This window comes from Corallococcus sp. AB038B, assembly GCF_003668955.1.
Classification (GTDB): domain Bacteria; phylum Myxococcota; class Myxococcia; order Myxococcales; family Myxococcaceae; genus Corallococcus; species Corallococcus exiguus.
Map to the genome: position 1 here is coordinate 381,536 of NZ_RAWO01000002.1, position 17,278 is coordinate 398,813.

Consider the following 17,278-nt stretch of genomic DNA (forward strand, 5'->3'; position numbering starts at 1 on the left):
AGGGCGGGTGGATCCGGCCATGGACGGGCCTGGAGGGCAGGTTCCACTGCGTTGGTATTCCGCCAATGGATTGGAGGAAGTGCTGACCGGGTGGCGGGGCGGGTGGTAGAGACCGGCACATGACTCAGAGTGGTACTGAAGGGGTGTCGGCCCTGGACTTCCGGGAGGCGATGTCCCGGTGGGCGAGCGGGGTGGCGGTGGTCTCCGTCCGTGATGCGGACGGGATCGCGGCGACGACGGTCAGCTCCTTCAGTTCCCTCTCCCTGACGCCTCCGCTGATTGCCCTGGCGCTGCAGCAGTCCTCCCGCACGCTCAAGCGCGTGGAGGCCGCCCGCCGCTTCAGTGTGAGCGTGCTGTCCACCATCCAACGCGACGTGTCGGTCCGCTGCGCGAAGGGGGAGGCCGAAGGCCGGATGTTCGACGAAGGAGCCTTCGTGCAGGACAGCCTGGTGGGTCTGGCGTGCGCTCTGTTGGATGTGCACCGTTACGGCGATCACCTGTTGCTGGTGGGCCGCGTGGAGCGCATCCAGCGGGGAGTGGACGAAGAACCGTTGCTCTACTGGAACCGGGGGTATCGCGCGCTGACGGCGCACCCGGAGCCAGGGCCCGCCCCGAAGTAGCGAACGAGTAGCTGAAACCTCACTGAACCCGGAAAGGACGCACCCGATGCCCTTCACGCTGCCCGATCTCCCGTACAAGAAGGACGCGCTGGCCCCTCACATGAGCCAGGAGACGCTGGAGTTCCACCACGACAAGCACCACGCCGCGTACGTCAACAAGCTCAACGAGCTGACCGCGGGCAAGCCCGAGGCCAGCAAGTCGCTGGAGGAAGTCATCCTCAGCAGCGACGGCCCCGTGTTCAACAACGCGGCCCAGGTGTGGAACCACACCTTCTTCTGGAACTGCATGAAGCCGGCCGGCGGTGGCAAGCCGACGGGTGACATCGCGGCCGCCATCGACCGCGACTTCGGCTCCTACGACGAGTTCAAGAAGCAGTTCACCGAGGCCGCCATCACGCAGTTCGGCTCCGGCTGGGCCTGGCTGGTGAAGGACGGCAACAAGCTGTCCATCATGAAGACGTCCAACGCGGACCTGCCGCTGAAGCACGGCAAGAAGGCGCTGCTCACCATCGACGTCTGGGAGCACGCCTACTACATCGACTTCCGCAACCTGCGCCCCAAGTTCATCGAGACCTTCCTCAACAGCCTCGTGAACTGGGACTTCGTGAACGAGAACCTGAAGAACGCCTGATGTGAAGTGAAGTGACGGGAACCGCGCGGCCCGGCTCGGCACGGTCCGGAGCGGCGCGGTTCTCGGATGCGTTCAGTGCCGCTCGCACCAGTCAATGCGGCACTTGTCGAACTGGACGTAGCAGGCCTCTTCCTGCGCCGGAGTCGTCGCGTTGCGCATGCACCGGGCGCGCATGTCGATACAGTACGGACAGGGACCTGCCGCCTCGGCCTGGGTGTTGGTGAATCCCGCCGCGAATCCCAGACATGCCGCTACCGCCGCCAGCGCCATCTTGAGCTTCATCACGACCTCCGGTTGGGTTTGGACCGCAATGGAAGTCTAGCACCGTTATTGCGGGGAAGACCGGGCTCCCACCAATCCTTTCACCAGATACAGCCGGGAAAGCGCTTCGTTGTAACTGTATGTGTAGAACTTTCCGTCCTCGGAGATCGCCAGCGTCATCACGGAGATGAGGCCCGGCATGACGCCCCCCGCCGGAAGGGTCAGGTGTGGCGTGCTCGCGCCGGTCTTCACGTCGACCCTGGAGACGCGCACCGGGAGCGAGACGCTTCGCAGATAGAGCGCCGTTCCGCTCGCGTCCCAGCCCGCCACCCATTGATTCGTGAACCGGCCGGGGACGGTGCCTTGCGCCTCACCCGTCTGGGAGAACAGGCGGAGGCTTCCCTCCGCGTCCACGGTCGCGAGGCGGAGGCCATCGGGTGAGATGACCGTGTGGAAGCCCGTGCCTTCCTCTGTGATGGGCCTGGGGGCTCCGGAGCCGGGTTCGAAGACCCAGAGCCGGGCAGGACGTCCCTCTTCGTGCGCGCGAAGGAGCAACCGCTTCCCATCCGGGAACCAGCGCGCCGTGAGCACCGTGGTGACAGGAGCGAGCGACAGCGACCGAGGCTCGCCCGCGCCCGTGGGCAGCAGCAGGAACTCCATCTGTTCGCCGTAGCGCACCAGCAGCACCTGCTTGCCGTCCGGAGACAGCGCCATGGGGATGCCGTCGCCCAGGCGGATCGGTGGTGCGCCATCGGAGGTGCGCAGATAGGCGCCGTAGGTGGGGCCCTCCACCTCCGCGCCCTCGGTGAAGAGGAAGGTCCGGCCATCGCGGGACATGTCCGTCATGAACGACGAGTCCGACCACGTCAGGTCCCGCTCCGTGCCCGCGTGCCCGAACGCCAGCCCCGTGCGGATCACCGGGTGATCCACCAGGACGGAGCCGTCCTGGGAGATGTCATGCAGCACCATCCGCCCGGCGATCCGATCCACCGGCCGCGTCGTGCCGCGCAGGTCGACCGCGAACAGCTCGGAGTCCGCGCCTGTACGCGAGGCGGTGAACCACACCTCGCTTCCATCGGGAGACCACGCCAGGCCCCGGATGCTCGCCCAGTCCGACGAAAGCTCGCGGGGCGGACCGTCCTTCTCCAGCACCCAGACCCCGCCCCGGTCGTCCTTGGGATGTGCATGGAACAGAAAGGCGATCCGCGCTCCGTCGGGGGAGACGCGTGCGTGGCTGATCCATCCCTGGGATTCGAAGCGCACCGTGCCGGGGGGCTGCTCCAGCCGGAAGTTCTCGCCCACGCGGCGCACCACCGCGAGCGGTCCATCCGCACGTCCCCAGTCCGCCTCCAGCACGCCATCGAGCACGGCCCGGGGCGCGCCGCCCGCGAGCGGCATCAAGCCGAGCGTCCCGCTGCCATGCTCGGCGTCGAAGAACCGGGGCTCGAGCAGCACCGCCAGCTCCCCCTTCGAGGACGCGGCGAGCACATCCGCGTGCTGCCCCAGCGGTTGTGACAGCGGACGCTCCGTGCGCGCGCTGTAGAGCTCCGCGGGTCCTCCCTCCCACGCCGCGCCATAGAGCAACGTGTGTCCGTCCGCGGAGAACCGGGCGTTGAGCACGTGGCCCCGGCGGAACGTGACGGGGCGGTACGTCGGGCGTGAGGACTGCGCCGTTGGCACCGCCGCAGTCGCCGGCCTGTGTCCGAACGCCAGGAAGCCACCCACGACAGACAGCAGCACGGCCGCCGCGGCCACCCACAGGGCAGGGCGTGGGAACACTCCGCGCCGCAAGGCCAGGGGCGCACCACGAGCCGCGATGGACTCCAGGGCGAAGGCCAGGTCCTGCGCGGACTGGAACCGTTCGCCTGGATCCTTCGCCAGACAGCGAGCAATCACCGTCCCCAGCTCTCCCGGCAGCACGGGAGGCGCATCGCGGAGCGCGGCGCTCATCCGCTCCACCGGGCTGTCACCGCCAAAGGGACCACGGCCGCTCACGGCCTCGTAGAGCACCGCGCCGAGTGAGAACACATCCGCGCGAGCATCCACGCCCTGGCCGCGGATCTGCTCCGGAGCCATGTACCCGGCGGTGCCCACCACCGCGCCGCTCTGGGTGAGCGAGGCGTCCCCGGTGTGCTCGACGCGCTCGGTGAGCCGGGCCAGCCCGAAGTCGAGGATCCGCGCTCCGCCGTTCGAGCACAGGAAGATGTTCGCGGGCTTGAGGTCTCGGTGGATGACACCCCGCGCGTGCGCGGCCGCGAGCCCCTGGGACAACTGGATGCCCAGCCGCAGCGCCTGCTCTGGTGGAAGCGGCCCACGCATCAGCCGCGCCCGCAGGGTGCCCCCCTCCAGCCACTCGGTGACGAGGTACGGCACGTCCTCGTGGGTCCCCACGTCGAACAGCGTGAGCAGGTGGGGATGGGACAGCGCGCCCGCCGCGCGGGCCTCCTGTCGGAAACGGGCCAGGCGCTCCGCGTCCTGCGCGAACCGGAGCGGGAGCACCTTCAAGGCCACGTCCCGTCCCAGCCGCCCATCGCGAGCCCGGTACACGTCCCCCATCGCGCCACTGCCCGCATGGGCGACGATGACGTACGGCCCCACCCGCTCCCCAGGAGCGAACGAGCGGGGCGGAGCCGCCTCCACGAACCGGCCCTCCGCGTGCCACGTCGCCGCGACGGCCGCGAGCAGCGACCCGCAGGAATCGCAGCGGGACAGGTGCGCCTCCGCGAGGGCGCGCTGCTCATGCGGCAGGCGGTCCTCCACGAAGGCGAGAATCGTTTCCTCGGAGGGACATCCCGACATGGTGGGACGCGACTCTAGGATTGTTCGCGCTCAGGGCAGAAGAGGGGGGACGGCGACCCGGTACGCGCGGAAGGGCAGGGCCGGGGTCCCCGGCGTGCCGAAGAAGAACCCCATCTGCGACTCCAGCACCCACGCGCCGTCCTTCGTGATCGCGGCGGCGGTCGGCTCCACGAAGCCGTTGGCGAGCACCTCCTTCGCGCCAGCGCCTTCACCCAGCGTCACCAGCGAAGCCCGCCCCACCGTGTTCTCCACGACGAACAGCCGGCCCGAATCCACCCACTCGACCCCGTCCGGCGTCTCCAGCGCCGGCGTCACCGGGATGTTCACGGGCGCCGCCGCGCTGCCATCCGGCTGGATATCGATGGAGAACAGCGCGCCCGTGTCGCTCTTCACGACGTAGAGCCGGTTCGCCCCGTCGTAGGCGATGCCGTTGAGCGTGATGAGGCCCGGCTCGGAGGGCTCGTACGCGGCATCCGAGGACCACGTGTCGAGCGCCGTCCCACCCACGGCCAGCCGGAAGACCGCGTTCCCGAACGAGTCCGTCACGTACACGTTGCCCGCGGCATCGACGGCGACGTCGTTGCAGAAGCTGACCTGGCTGGGCATGGCATGGCTGGCCTTCAGGGCACCCGTGGAGAGCGCATACCCGTTCAGGTACGAGGCCTGCGCGGGCAGCAGCAGGTCGTCGTAGGTGCAGGCCCAGAGCGTGTCGTGGGCCTCATCCACCTCGAGCCCGTAGACGCCGAATGAGGCCCGGCCCGGGACGAAGACCTCGGCCCCCAGCGAGCCCGGCTTGGCGCGCGCGATGGCGCCGGTGCCCAGGCTGCCCGCGTAGAGCGTGCCGTCCTTCGAGGCCGCGATGCCCTCTGGAAAGAAGACCTCGCCGGGCCACTGCACCTCGGTGGGGATGGAGGGGGCATCGTCGGGGAACGGCTCGCAGGCGGAGACGGTGGCGGCGAGGGTGACGACGGACAGCCAGGAAGAGACGCGCATGGGGCTTTCCTCGGTGAGGCCCGGAAGGGGCCTTTCGACGCCCTGACACCGGCCGGGAAATCCCTTGCAGCGAAAGTTCAGCCCCCCGGACCGAGCAGCCGCGTCAGGCTGAGGTCCACCTGGCTCACGACCAGCGCCGCGATGCTGTCCACCGAGGACGCGCCCACCCCCAGGCGTTCGCAGAGCCGCCGCGTCGTGGCCTCCGCCACCTGCTCCCGCGCGCGGCTGAGCCACCGCGACACCGTGGACATGTGGACGCGGTAGAGCGCCGCGATGGCGTCCAGCGACAGCGACTCCACGTGGTACAGGCGCATCAGCGTGCGGTCCCGGTCGGACAGTTCACCCAGCGCCGTGCGCACGGCCTCCGTGAAGGCCTCGCGGTACCGCGAGCGCAGGTGTTCGAGCTCTGGCCCCAGCTGCTCGCCGAACGCGGACTCGACGGAGTCCTGCGCGGCGGAGTCGGCCCGGGCTTCGGAGCGCTTGATGTTGAGCGCGATGCGCAGCGCCGCCACCCGCACCCAGCCGCCCAGCGCGCCGCCACCGGTGAACTCCGAAATCTTCGGCTCACCGCCAGCAGCCGCCGTGAACAGCTTCTCCCGGAGCACCTGCCGAACCTCCGCGACGAACGCGGGCGAGCGGTCCACGCCGGACACGAACGCGCCGACATCACGGAGGTAGCCATCCTCGAAGAACTGGAGCGCGGCGCGGTCATGCCGCAGGCACCCGAAGGCCAGGTACAGCTCCGAGAAGGCAGGCGAGGCCCCTTCGAGCGCCTCCAGGAGCGCCGTCTGGGACGTCAGCCGCTGCGCGACGAACGCCACGAAGGCGAGCGGCTCCAGCTCCACCCCGGGCCAGCGCGACCGGGCGCGGTCGAGCGACGCACGGAGCAGATCCTCCAGACGCGAGGGCTCCGGAAGCGGAGCGGGCGCGCGGCCAGGAGCCGCGAGAAAGGCGGAGGCCAAAGGAGTGGGCGCGGGGGACACGCCCGGGACGCTACCACCCCCACCGGGCGGACGAAGGCCACCGTCCGCCCGAGCCCACGTTGCTCGTGACCCCCGGAGTTCCACCGGCGAGAATGCCGGAGCGGTTCACTTGCCAGAGGACACTGCCATGCGCGTCATCAACTTCAATCCCGGCCCGGCCGGTCTCCCCACGGCAGCGCTGGAGCGGGCCCGGGACGAGCTGCTCGACTTCCAGGGCACGGGGATGTCGATCATCGAGCACAGCCACCGGGGCAAGGCGTTCGAGGCTGTCCACAACGAGACCATCGCCCTCGTGAAGGAGCTGCTGGCCGTTCCGGACACCCACGAGATCCTCTTCCTCCAGGGCGGCGCCTCGCAGCAGTTCGCGCAGGTGCCCATGAACTTCATGCCCCAGGGCGGCTCCGCGGACTACGTGGTGACGGGAGGCTGGAGCGAGAAGGCGGTGGACGAGACGCGCTACTACGGCACGCCGCGCATCGCCGCGAACACGGTGGACAAGGACAAGCGCTTCACGCGCGTCCCCACCCAGGCCGAGCTCCAGTTGGATCCGAAGGCCGCCTACGTCCACATGACGAGCAACAACACGCTCTTCGGGACGCAATGGCACACGTTCCCGGAAGTGGGGCAGGTGCCGCTCGTGGCGGACATGAGCTCCGACATCCTGTGGAAGCCCATCGACGTGAGCCGCTTCGCGCTCATCTACGCGGGAGCCCAGAAGAACATCGGGCCGTCGGGCATCGTCCTGGTGCTGGTGGAGAAGTCCTTCATGGCGAAGGGCCGCAAGGACATCCCGAAGATCTTCCGCTACACGACCTACGCGGAGAACAACTCGCTCTACAACACGCCGCCCACCTTCTCCATCTACCTCTGCCGCAACGTGCTCTCGTGGATCAAGGGCGTGGGCGGCCTGAAGCAGGTGGAGGCCTGGAACCGCGAGAAGGGCGACCTGCTGTACACGGCCATCGACCGCAACGCGGGTTTCTACCGGGCCCCGGTGGAGAAGGCGTCACGCTCGTACATGAACGTCGTGTTCCGCCTGCCGGACGAAAAGCTGGAAGAGGCCTTCGTGGCCGAAGGCGCCAAGGCCGGCATGGTGGGCATGAAGGGCCACCGCATCACGGGCGGCATCCGCGTGTCCCTCTACAACGCGGTGACCGTGGATCACGTGAAGACGCTCGTCTCATTCATGGACGACTTCGCGAAGCGCAACGGGTAGCGCGCGCACCGGCCCACGTGTCTCAATTCGAGACACGTTCCGGTGAGGTTGCTCCCTGTGGCTGTGTTTGATTGTATCGCCCAATGACTCCCACAGGGGCGAAGCGACTCTTCCGGGCCGTGGTTCCCGACGGCATCTATCAGTGGCTGGCCCATCACAAACGCCAGGTCTCCATGGGGCGGGTGCGGTGGGGCAGCCTGGGCCGTCAGACGCCCATCGGCACGCACTGGGGACACGACCGCGGCCAGCCCATTGATCGCTATTACATCGAGCGCTTCCTGGCTCGGCACGCGGCCGACGTCCAGGGCCGAACCCTGGAGGTCGGGGACGCGCGCTACACGCGGCGGTTCGGTGCCAGCCGTGTCACCCGCTCCGACATCCTCCACGCGCTTCCTGGGAACCCGGAAGCCACCTTCGTGGGAGACATTGCCCACGCGGTCGACATCCCCTCGGATGCGTTCGACTGCGTCCTCTTCACCCAGGTGTTGCAGTACGTCTTCGATGTCCAGGCCGCCGTGCGACAGCTGCACCGCATCCTCCAGCCTGGCGGCGTGGCGCTGCTGACCGTGCCCGGTATCATCAAGGTGGACTGGGGCGCGATGGAGCAGTGGCCGGACTGCTGGCGGTTCACCTCCCGCTCCGTCCACCGCCTCTTTGAGCAGTCCTTCGGCCCCGGCAACGTGCGGGTGGAGTCCTTCGGGAACGTCCGCGCCGCGGTCGCGACCCTGCACGGCCTGGCCCGGGAGGACCTGCGAACCGCGGACCTCGACGTGCATGACCCCCACTACGAAGTCGTCATCGGCGTCCGCGCCGTGAAGACCCGGGGCTGAGCTACAGCGTCGGCCCACGCGCTACGGCATGCGGGCTGCAATGGTCAGGGGTGCATGGCCCCTGAGAGATCGCTCCTGAGGATGAGCGTCGACGTGCTCGCGTCGTGCGCTCGGCACGTGGTGCAGATCGTGACGGGGCTGGCGACGGTCGCGCTGGTGGTGCGCCTGCTCGGTCCGGAGAGCCTGGGCGCCTGGGGCGTCCTTGGCACGACGGGCTTCCTCCTCGGGTTGTCGGACCTCGGCCTCAGCATCGCGGTCCAACGCACGGCGGCCAGACCGGACGAGGCCGCCACGCGCGAGCTCATCCGGCTCACGCTGCTGGTGGTGACGCTCGCCTGTCCCTGTCTCTGCGTTTGTGCGTACGTGTTCTTCCTCCACCTCCCGTCCGCGTCCGAAGCGCTGCGAGCGGACGTGGCCCGCGCCGCGCTTCCGGTCCTCGCTGCAGGACTCGCGGGCTCGCTGGCGTCACCGTTGCGTGCGTTCTTGCTGATGCGGGGCGCCAACACCTCGCTCGCCTGGGCGCGCGCCATCGGAGCCGCGACCCAGATTGCATTGACGGCGGCGGTGCTCGGCACCACGCGCTCGTTGCTGGCGCCGGCGCTGGGGCTGTTCGCGGGCGCCACGCTGGAGCTCCTGCTCCTCGCGGCGGTGTCCAGGCGCATCGACCCGCATCTCTCGCTCCGTCCTGGATGGCCGGCGGATCCGGCCCAGGTGCGCAGCGCGTTCCGGCAGGGCGCCGCTGCCCTGGCCATGAACGTGGGCATCGCGGCGGCGGTCCGAGCGGACGTCCTCATCCTGACCCGCTCCGCGTCCCTGAGCTCGGTGGGCGCGTATCAGGTGGCCTCCCGCGCCGTGGAGCAGATCCTCTCCTTCGCGAAACAGGCGGGCGGATGGCTCATCCATCGCCTTGGAGATGCCCGGCACCGCTCCAGCGCGCTGCGCCTCGGCACGGCCCTTCTGGGCGGCCTGGCCTCCAGCGGCGTCATCGCGCTGGCCCTGGATGGCACCGCCCTGCTGGAGGCCTGGGTGGGCGCGCTCGCGCACGACTCCGTCACCATGCTCGCGGTCGTCCTCCTGGGCACCGCGGCGATCATCGCGGCCGCGGAGGAGAGCGCGTCCTCGGCCCTGGCCGTGAGCGGTGAGACGCCGTGGCACCTGACCCACCCGGTGCTCATCGGCCACGCGCTCAACGTCGCCGTCTCCATGGCTGGGGTGCGGTACGCAGGTGCGTGGGCCGTCGCCGGAGGCACCGTCCTCGGAAACCTGGTCATCGCCGTGCTCGTCTGGCGGAAGGTCCGCGCCCTGGTCCAGTGGACCGTCCGGGAGGTGCTCTGGGCACTGGCCCCGGTCGGAGCCGCGGGCCTCGTGTCATTCGTCGTGGGCTGGGGACTCGCTCCCTTCGCCTCGCGAGGCCCGTTCGGAAGCGCCTGCATCTGCGCGCTCGTCACGCTGCTGGGGACCGGGATGGCGCTGCTCGTCTGGTGGCGGCGGGATGCACGCCTCGCGGCGGCGGCATCCACACCGGTGGGCAGCGCGGTGCCGACGTACGCACCCTGAGGCCTACCGCAGCTTCTGCCAGAGGATGCGGAGCAGGAAGAGTGGATTGCCCAGCAGGTAGCGGACGGCCATCCGGCGGGGCTCCTGGAGCAGGCGATACATCCACTCCAGTCCCAGCTCGCGCCAGGCAATGGGCGCGCGTTGGATCCGGCCCGAGTAGAAGTCGAACAGCCCTCCCACCGTGAGGATGACGGCCTGCGCGGCTCCGGAGAGGTACTCGCGCGCCCACAGCTCCTGCCGGGGGCTGCCCATGCCCACCAGCACCAGGCAGGGGCCCAGCCTTGAGATGGACTCCGCCAGTGCGCGGGAGCCAGCGGCGGTGAGGAAGCCGTGCGAGACGATGGGGAGCTCCAGGCCCGGGTGGGCCCTTCGCAGGTTCTCCGCGCACGCCTCCGCCACGCCGGGGGCAGCCCCCACCAGCACCACGGGCCAGCCTCGCGCGGGCGCGTGCTTGCAGAGCAGCGGCAACAGGTCCGTGCCATTGAGGTTGTGGCGCATGGCCACGCCGAGCAGCGCCGCGCCCACCCGGATGCCAATGCCATCCGGCAGCACCATGTCCGCTTCTGCCAGCGCCCGCGCGAGCGCCGTGTCGCGCGCCGCCAGGTTCAAGGCGTGCGGATGCACGATGGACACCAGCTTCGCGCGGCCACCTTGTCCTTGCGTGAAGAGCTGCTCCACCGCCTGTTCGAGCGTGAGGTTGTCCACGCGGGCGGAGACGATGAACGGGCGCACTTCGGGCTGGGCGCTCTCGGGCGGTGCCAACGCGCGAGCCACCGACGTGCGCAACATCACGCCGAAGTCCGTCGCGGGGGTGCGGCCCTGGAGATAGCGCGCCTCCTCGGCGGCGAGGTCGCCATAGGGCAGGCCGAGCAGCCACCGCGCCTCCACTGGCGACAGGTAGCCGCGCGGCAGCACCTCGTTGAAGCGCGCGCCCACCAGCGGAGCGCGCCCGCGCAGGACGTCACGCAGCAAGGCTCGGGGAAGGGGCGCCTTCATCGAACGCCTCCCACGGAGCGGCACAGGGCCAGCAGATCATCGCCCGTGCGATCCCAGCTGCGCTGGCGGGCGTGCCCGGGCCCTTCGCGACGCACCCGCGCGGCCAGTGGCTCGTCCCGCACCACCCGCGTCAGCGCCGCCGCCATGTCCTGCTCATCGAGCGGATCGCACAACACCCCCAGATCGCCCACCACCTCTGGAAGCGCTCCCGCCCGGGCCGCCAGCACGGGCTTTCCCGCCGCGATGGCCTCCAGCGCTGGCAGGCCGAAGCCCTCGCACAGCCCCACCGCGATGAGGGCCTCCGCGCCCGCGACCAGGCCCGGGATGAGGCCATCCTCCAGGTAGCCCAGGATCCTCACGCGCTCCTGGAGCCCCAGCCGCTGGAGCTCCTCCCGGATGAGCTGCTCGGCGCCCCAATCCGCGCCGGCCAGCACCAGCTGATGGTCCTCCCGCACCGGGGACGCGGCGAACGCCCGCAGCAGCCGCAGGTGGTTCTTTCCCGGGTGCTCCAGGCGCGACAGGTACAGCAGGTACGGCGCCTTCAAACCCAGCCGCTCGCGGGCCCACGCGGCGCCAGCGCCGTCCCCGAGCGCGAAGCGGTCCGCGTCCACGCCGTTGGGGATGACGTGGATCCGCTCGGGCGCGCAGGAGAGGAAGCTCACCATGTCCCCGCGCGTGGCCTGGCTGACGGCGGCCAGCGCCTCGAAGGACCTCAGCGCCTTGGGCAGAAGCCATCTCACGTAGGTGGTGCGCAGCCGGTCGTACTTGTCCGGCACGTTGAACTGGGCCAGGTCGTGCACCACGCCCACCGTGGGCAGGCCGGGCCGCAGCGCGACGCGGCGATTGGCTGCGGGCAGCAGCAGCACGTCCGCTCCGGCCCCGCGCGCATGCGCTCCGCAGCGGGCGAGGTACCAAGATGCACCCAGCGCGGGCGTGTCGACGACGGCCGGTGCCACGGCCCGCTCCGCGCCCACGAGCTCCGGGTCATACGCGGCGAAGTCCCGAGCCGTGCCGAGCGCCACCAGCCGGCCCCCGGTTCGCGCGAGCCCCCGTGTCAGCCGGGGCAGCATCGCGCGCACGTACGTGCCAATGCCCGAGCGCCCCCAATCCGTTCCCCCCAGCGCGACGGCCAGCCTCACGGCGCGGCCTCCCCGGGACGGGACGCTCGCACCACACGCGCGGGTACGCCCACCGCCACGGACGCAGGGGGAATGGCTCCGCGCACCACGCTGGCCGCGCCCACCAGGCACCCGTCGCCCACGGACGCTCCCGCCAGCACCGTCGTGCCGTTGGCCAGCACCACGCCCCGGCCAATGCGTGTGCCCGCGCCCCGCTGGACGGTGACGCCGTGGAGCAGGGTGCACTCCGGGCCAATCTCCACCCCATCGCCAATGACGATGTTGAAGGGGTGCGGCAGCCTCAAGCCGGGGCCGATATCATCCGTCCACACATCGATGTGGAAGCCCACGCGCAACAGCGTGGACAGGCCCAGTGAAGTGCCCAGTCCGCGCCGGAGCACCGCCCCCCACCGCAGCAGGCCCACCGCCCATAAGGACGGATCCGCCAGGGCCGCGGCTCTGGGAAAGCGCGCCCCCCGGTCCCTGACCGCATCCACCACCCGGGCCCTGTCCGAACGCAGGGCGCGCAACGGCTCCATGCAGGCATGGATTGACTTCGCTGACGCACGCATGGGCGGCTGCCGCTTGCAAGGCAGGAACCATGGCGTCGCACGCGCTGCCGGTGCGTGTCAGGTCGCCGCGGGCCTGTCTGCGTCCCGAACCGGGATGTCTCATCTGGGGACGCCGGGATGTCTCAAACGTAGACAACGCCGGGATTTGTCAAACAGGCCAGAGGACAAGTCGTTGGCCGAGCGCATCCGGATCAACCAGAGGGGATGTCTCGACATGCGGGAATGGTCTGTGCAAACGGATGCGTTTGCTGTCCCGCGTACTCCGATGTGCGAGTGCCCGGCCTCGCGCATCACCGGGACCGGAGGCGTGCTCCCGTCAAGCGCATCCCCCTGTCAGGAGACCCGAAACCGTGAATGTCCTGGACGTGAACCGGCAGTCCCCCGTGGTGATTGTCGATAGGGATGACGTCGCCAGACGTCGCCTGGGCGCCTGGCTGGAGGCGGCGGGCTACGCGGTGCGCGAGTACGCCACCGCGCGCGAGGCGTTGGAGGCGGACAGCGCCGAGTGGCTCGCGGTCTGCCTGGAGCTGGTGTTGGACGACATGGCGGGCCTGGACGTGCTGCGGCATCTGCGCGCGCGGGACACGACGCTGCCCGTCATCGTCCTCACCCGGAACCTGCAGCTCGACACCGCGGTGGATGCCACCCGGATGGGGGCCTTCGCCTTCCTGGACAAGTCCTCTGAACCGGCCCGGCTCGAGCGGACGCTGCAAAGCGCCGCGAAGACCCGCCGCATGACCTGGCGGGAGCCGCGGGGCGCGCGGGAGGGCGGGGCGGAGCGGCTCATCGGCGCCATCGTGGGACGCAGCGCCCCGATGCGGACCTTGGCGCGCCAGTTGGATCGCATCCTCCAATCCGACGTGCCGGTGTGCATCTTCGGTGAGACGGGGACGGGCAAGGAGCTGGTGGCGCGCGCCATCCACGAACAGGGCGCGCGGGCCAAGGGGCCCTTCGTGGCGGTGAACTGCGCGGCCTTCTCCGAGGCGCTCCTGGAGTCGGAGCTCTTCGGCCACGAGCGCGGCGCCTTCACCGGAGCGTCGGCCCAGCACCGCGGCTGCTTCGAGCAGGCCCAGGGCGGAACGCTCTTCCTGGACGAGGTGGGCGAGATGAGCCCCGCCACCCAGGTGCGCCTCTTGCGCATCCTCCAGGAGCGCACGCTGCGCCGGGTGGGCAGCACCACGGAGGTCCGCGTGGACGTGCGCATCATCGCCGCCACGCACCGGGACCTGGTGGCGGAGGTGAAGGCGGGGCGCTTCCGGGAGGACCTGTACTACCGGCTGGCGGTGTACCCCGTGAAGGTGCCCGCACTGCGCGAGCGGCCCACGGACATCCTCTCGCTCAGCGACCACTTCCTGGAAAAGTACGGAGGCGCTTCGCTCGTCCTGGCCGACGAGGCCCGCGAAGCGCTCGTGCGCCACCGCTGGCCCGGCAACGTGCGCGAGCTCCAGAACGTCATCCAGCGCGCCATCCTCTCCTGCGATGGCGAGCGCATCGAGCTGGCGGACCTCCCACCAGAGCTGCGCGTCCTGGTGCTACCGCCCGTCCCCGTGGCGCCTCCACCGCTTCAGCGGATGTCCGAGGACCTGGCCCCGTCACCCGACGTGGTGGTGCCGCTGCGTGAACTGGAGCGCCGGGAGATCCTCAAGGCCCTCACGGTGACGAACGGAAGCATCACCCTCGCGGCCCGGCTGCTCGGCCTGGGCCGGGCCACGCTCTATCGTCGCGTGGCGGAGCTGCGCATCCAGCGGGAGCCGGAGCCGGGGTGACACGCTTCCCGGTGCGCGTGGCTCCGTCATCGGGAGAGCCCCAGCAGACGTAACGCCGCTCGCGACAGGAGCCGGCGCCGCGCAAGCAACAGGGGATCTCCCAGCGGGAGCAGGGGACCGGTGCCCTCCAGCGAGGCCAATCCGTCGGGTGTGGCGATGGCATCGCGCACCTCCAGGCCCTCGCCCACCACGGTCTCCTCCTCCACCACGGCGTTCACCAGACGGGTGCCGCGCTCGATGATGGCGCGCGCTCCAATGAGGGCTCCCGGGCCGATCCGCGCTCCGGCGCACACGAGCGCCTGGGGACCGATGAGCACGGGAGGGTTCACCTCGGCGCCGCGCTGGAGGAGGGCGCCGCGCGCCACCCAGACCCCCGGTGCCCGTTCGGCCGCGTGGATCAGGAGCCGTGAGGTTCCTTCCGCTCGCGGCAGCCGCCCCAGCAGCGCCTTGCAGGCCAGCCGCAGGGCCGCGCCCGGAGTCTCCAGGCGCGCGCCCCACCCGGGCAGGTCCTCCTCAGTGACGGGACCGGTGGCCGCGGTGATCAGGTGCACCTCGGCTGGCGCGAAGGGCTCCACGGCGGGTGGTGGTGTCAGTCGGCCCACGCGCACGCCCCGCTCTGGCGCCCGTCGGTAGAAGGCCGCGAGGTCCGCGTTGCCCAGGACGGTGTCCGGCACCACGAGGAAGGGCGCGTGGGCGGGAAAGCCCGCCGAGTCCGCGATGACGCCCGGCGGGAACAGCGAGGCCGTGGGGACGAAGATGACGTTGCGGGCCAGCGCCTCCTGCTGCGAGACGAGGCTGCGCAGTTCCTCTCCATGGGCGTCCGCGCCGATGTCGATGGCCACCTTCTCGAAGCCCGACGCGCGCAGCCACTGCAACTGGCGGGTGACGAGCGGGGGCCCGGCCACGGACAGGAACCCGGCGCCAGGAGCCGCGGCGCTGCGATGGATGACGGCGAACATGGTGTCGTCGGTTCCGTTCCTGGGGGGCCCGCCGGACGGAGGGCTGCCCTGTGATGACGCGCGCGAAGGCGTCTTCCTCTCAGCGCGGCTCCTTTCGCGGGAAGGGCCCTTCCATGCCCCTCGACGCTCCGGAGCCGGACCAGAAGCCCATGACGTCGCCCACGCGATCCGGATGGGTAGCAAGGTCGGTGCCGAGCCCCACCACCACGAAACCGACGCACGCCTCGCTCCCGAGCAGCCGCCGCAGCGCCCACACCTCGAACACGGAGTGAGCGCCGGAGCTGGCGACGACAAGCACGCGGGCACCCTTGCGGACCGCGAGTCGCAGCGCTTGCGGACGCCGCGCCTCCTCCCAAGACACGAGCATCGCGCCTCGTCCCGGGACGTCATCCCGGGCTGGGACGTCCGTTGCCCCAAGCCGGGACAGCAGCTCCCGGGTCCGCTCTTGCTGCGCTTCCCCGAGCGGCAACACCCGAGTCACGCCGCTCGCCTCGTCCAGCGCGGCCCGGAGCTCCACGACGAGCTCCTCCAGGCCTTCAGCGGTGGCGGGCCAGGGAGTGGAGGCCACCACCGGGCCGCGTCCCCAGAACGAGAACTCGGCCGGCGTCCACAGCTTGAAGCCGCGCAGCGAGGAGGCGGTGAGGGCCACCACGGCCAGCAGCGCGAAGAAGGGAGGCAGCAGCAGGGCCACCGCGCGGCGGTAGGACTTCGAGGGACGCGTCGGCGGCGTGGCGGAGGTGAGCACGCGCAGCTCCATCGCGGGCTGGCGCACCTCGCCCTCCACCACCTTCTGACGCTGCTGGAGTTCGGTGAGGCGCGTCTCGGTGATGTGGATCCGCGCGAGCAGCGCGCTGGCTTGGCCCTCCAGTGCGGACAGCCGTGTGATGCGCTCCTTCGCGGCCTCCTCCGCTTCGGCGTAGGCGCGCCACTTCTTCTGGGCCAGCTCCCGCTGTGAGCCGGCGTCCAGCAGGCTGTTCTGGAGGAAGGTCCAGGAGGGGTTGGTCCCCACGACGCGGTCGGAGACGGTGCCACCTGCCGGCCGTGACTCCAGGGCCCGCACTGCGGCGGTGAGCTGCACCACCTCGGGATGTTCCATGGAGAGATTGGCTCCGCGGGCGGCGAGCTCCGCGCGCAGCTCGGCCAGCTTGCGCAGCTCGAAATAGCTCTCGGTCTCCGACAGCACCATCCGGCTGGGCTGCTCGCGAGCCGCCTGCTTCAGCAACAGCGCCCTGGCGTCCGAGGACTCCGCTTCGATCCGGAAGCGGTTCTTCTCGGTGCGCAGCCGCGCCGCCTCCTCGATGAAAGACTGCCGGTCGAGCGTGAGCTCCGCGATGCCGTTCTCCTGGCGGAAGCCGTCGTAGCGCGTCCGGGCCTCCTCCAGTTGCGCCTGGACCTTGAGCACCTCCTCGCCCAGCGCCTTCAGCTGCGCCTCGGCCCGGGTCCGCTCCGAGTCCCGCTGATGGTCCAGGAACACCTGGGTCATGCCGTCGGAGAGCCGGACGGCCTCCTCGGGGCTCGCTGCGGTCGCGGAGAGGGTGAGGATGTTGGAGCCGCGGGCCACTGCGATGTCCACCCGCCGGGCCAGCGCCTCCAGCGTCACCGGCAGGCCCGTGCGCATACGCAGCGCCTCCAGGTTGTTGGGGAGCTTGAGCGTGTCCATCAGCGTCTGGATCTCCCGCTCGGGGTTCGCGGCCGCGCGCGAGCCCGTGGGCTCCCAGACGAGAATGGTGCGAGCGGTGAACTCGCGGGGCATCACGGTCTTGGCCAGCAGCACGCCCAGGACGATGCCCGCGACGAAGCACCCGGCGATGATCCGCCAGCGGCGCCGCAGCACCCGCGCGATGCGCAGGGGATCGACGGGATACCCAGAGCGCACCGACTCCTGTCGCACGAGCGCCGTCTGCGTTTCGGGCTCCGGGCCCTCTTCCAGCGAGAACATCCGGTGCGGACCGGCTGCACGGTGGATGCCAGCCTGGA

At 70.5% G+C, this 17,278-nt stretch carries 15 protein-coding genes; 6 read left to right on the plus strand and 9 right to left on the minus strand.

Annotated features, from left to right (window positions below; all coding sequences use genetic code 11):
- Nucleotides 1-119 precede the first annotated feature (119 nt).
- Nucleotides 120-620 carry a flavin reductase family protein gene (locus D7Y04_RS12695; protein ID WP_120595125.1) on the plus strand — a complete coding sequence of 167 codons (501 nt, stop codon included), beginning with the start codon at nucleotides 120-122 and terminating at the stop codon, nucleotides 618-620.
- Nucleotides 621-666: 46 nt separating this feature from the next.
- On the plus strand, nucleotides 667-1,251 hold the full coding sequence (locus tag D7Y04_RS12700; RefSeq protein WP_120595124.1) for a superoxide dismutase: 585 nt from the start codon (nucleotides 667-669) through the stop codon (nucleotides 1,249-1,251).
- Between the two features lie 72 nt (nucleotides 1,252-1,323).
- On the opposite strand, the gene D7Y04_RS12705 is transcribed toward D7Y04_RS12700, so the two are convergent.
- The 4 genes from D7Y04_RS12705 to D7Y04_RS12720 form a co-directional block, all read right to left on the minus strand.
- Entirely contained in the window at nucleotides 1,324-1,533 is a 210-nt protein-coding gene (locus D7Y04_RS12705; RefSeq protein WP_120595123.1) for a hypothetical protein, read from the minus strand.
- 45 nt (nucleotides 1,534-1,578) lie between these two features.
- On the minus strand, nucleotides 1,579-4,311 hold the full coding sequence (locus tag D7Y04_RS12710; RefSeq protein ID WP_121759495.1) for a serine/threonine-protein kinase: 2,733 nt from the start codon (nucleotides 4,309-4,311) through the stop codon (nucleotides 1,579-1,581).
- A 30-nt stretch (nucleotides 4,312-4,341) separates the two neighbouring features.
- Nucleotides 4,342-5,304: an SMP-30/gluconolactonase/LRE family protein gene (locus D7Y04_RS12715; RefSeq protein WP_121759496.1), complete on the minus strand. Its 963-nt coding sequence runs from the start codon at nucleotides 5,302-5,304 to the stop codon at nucleotides 4,342-4,344.
- Between the two features lie 77 nt (nucleotides 5,305-5,381).
- Entirely contained in the window at nucleotides 5,382-6,287 is a 906-nt protein-coding gene (locus tag D7Y04_RS12720; protein WP_158627506.1) for a sigma-70 family RNA polymerase sigma factor, read from the minus strand.
- A 127-nt stretch (nucleotides 6,288-6,414) separates the two neighbouring features.
- On the opposite strand from D7Y04_RS12720, the gene serC reads away from it, so the two are divergent.
- The 3 genes from serC (at nucleotide 6,415) to D7Y04_RS12735 (ending at nucleotide 9,890) form a co-directional block, all read left to right on the plus strand.
- Entirely contained in the window at nucleotides 6,415-7,503 is a 1,089-nt protein-coding gene (serC, locus tag D7Y04_RS12725; protein ID WP_121759498.1) for a 3-phosphoserine/phosphohydroxythreonine transaminase, read from the plus strand.
- Nucleotides 7,504-7,586: 83 nt separating this feature from the next.
- Nucleotides 7,587-8,333: a bifunctional 2-polyprenyl-6-hydroxyphenol methylase/3-demethylubiquinol 3-O-methyltransferase UbiG gene (locus tag D7Y04_RS12730; RefSeq protein ID WP_199749657.1), complete on the plus strand. Its 747-nt coding sequence runs from the start codon at nucleotides 7,587-7,589 to the stop codon at nucleotides 8,331-8,333.
- 54 nt (nucleotides 8,334-8,387) lie between these two features.
- Nucleotides 8,388-9,890, plus strand: a complete 1,503-nt coding sequence (locus tag D7Y04_RS12735; protein WP_121759499.1) for a lipopolysaccharide biosynthesis protein — start codon at nucleotides 8,388-8,390, stop codon at nucleotides 9,888-9,890.
- A gap of 3 nt (nucleotides 9,891-9,893) precedes the next feature.
- Here D7Y04_RS12735 and D7Y04_RS12740 read toward each other — a convergent pair whose 3' ends face one another.
- From D7Y04_RS12740 to D7Y04_RS12750, 3 genes are read right to left on the minus strand one after another with little or no spacing between them, the layout of a single operon-like run.
- Nucleotides 9,894-10,886 (minus strand): WecB/TagA/CpsF family glycosyltransferase, encoded by a 993-nt coding sequence (locus D7Y04_RS12740; protein ID WP_120595118.1) that lies wholly within the window; start codon nucleotides 10,884-10,886, stop codon nucleotides 9,894-9,896.
- Complete coding sequence (locus D7Y04_RS12745; protein ID WP_121759500.1) at nucleotides 10,883-12,025, minus strand: glycosyltransferase family 1 protein; 1,143 nt, start codon at nucleotides 12,023-12,025, stop codon at nucleotides 10,883-10,885. Before D7Y04_RS12745 ends, D7Y04_RS12740 begins: the two co-directional genes overlap by 4 nt.
- The gene (locus tag D7Y04_RS12750) at nucleotides 12,022-12,543 is read right to left on the minus strand and encodes a serine O-acetyltransferase (RefSeq protein ID WP_158627507.1); all 522 of its coding nucleotides are present in this window, start codon (nucleotides 12,541-12,543) and stop codon (nucleotides 12,022-12,024) included. The genes D7Y04_RS12745 and D7Y04_RS12750 overlap by 4 nt, the downstream gene beginning before the upstream one ends.
- A gap of 383 nt (nucleotides 12,544-12,926) precedes the next feature.
- On the opposite strand from D7Y04_RS12750, the gene D7Y04_RS12755 reads away from it, so the two are divergent.
- The gene (locus tag D7Y04_RS12755; RefSeq protein WP_158620617.1) at nucleotides 12,927-14,342 is read left to right on the plus strand and encodes a sigma-54 dependent transcriptional regulator; all 1,416 of its coding nucleotides are present in this window, start codon (nucleotides 12,927-12,929) and stop codon (nucleotides 14,340-14,342) included.
- 26 nt (nucleotides 14,343-14,368) lie between these two features.
- Here the strand turns inward: D7Y04_RS12755 and D7Y04_RS12760 are convergent, their stop codons facing one another.
- Nucleotides 14,369-15,301 carry a hypothetical protein gene (locus D7Y04_RS12760; protein WP_158620616.1) on the minus strand — a complete coding sequence of 311 codons (933 nt, stop codon included), beginning with the start codon at nucleotides 15,299-15,301 and terminating at the stop codon, nucleotides 14,369-14,371.
- Between the two features lie 79 nt (nucleotides 15,302-15,380).
- A complete protein-coding gene (locus D7Y04_RS44430) occupies nucleotides 15,381-17,240 on the minus strand; it encodes a hypothetical protein (protein WP_158627508.1) in 1,860 nt (619 codons plus the stop codon).
- Between the last annotated feature and the right edge of the window lie 38 nt (nucleotides 17,241-17,278).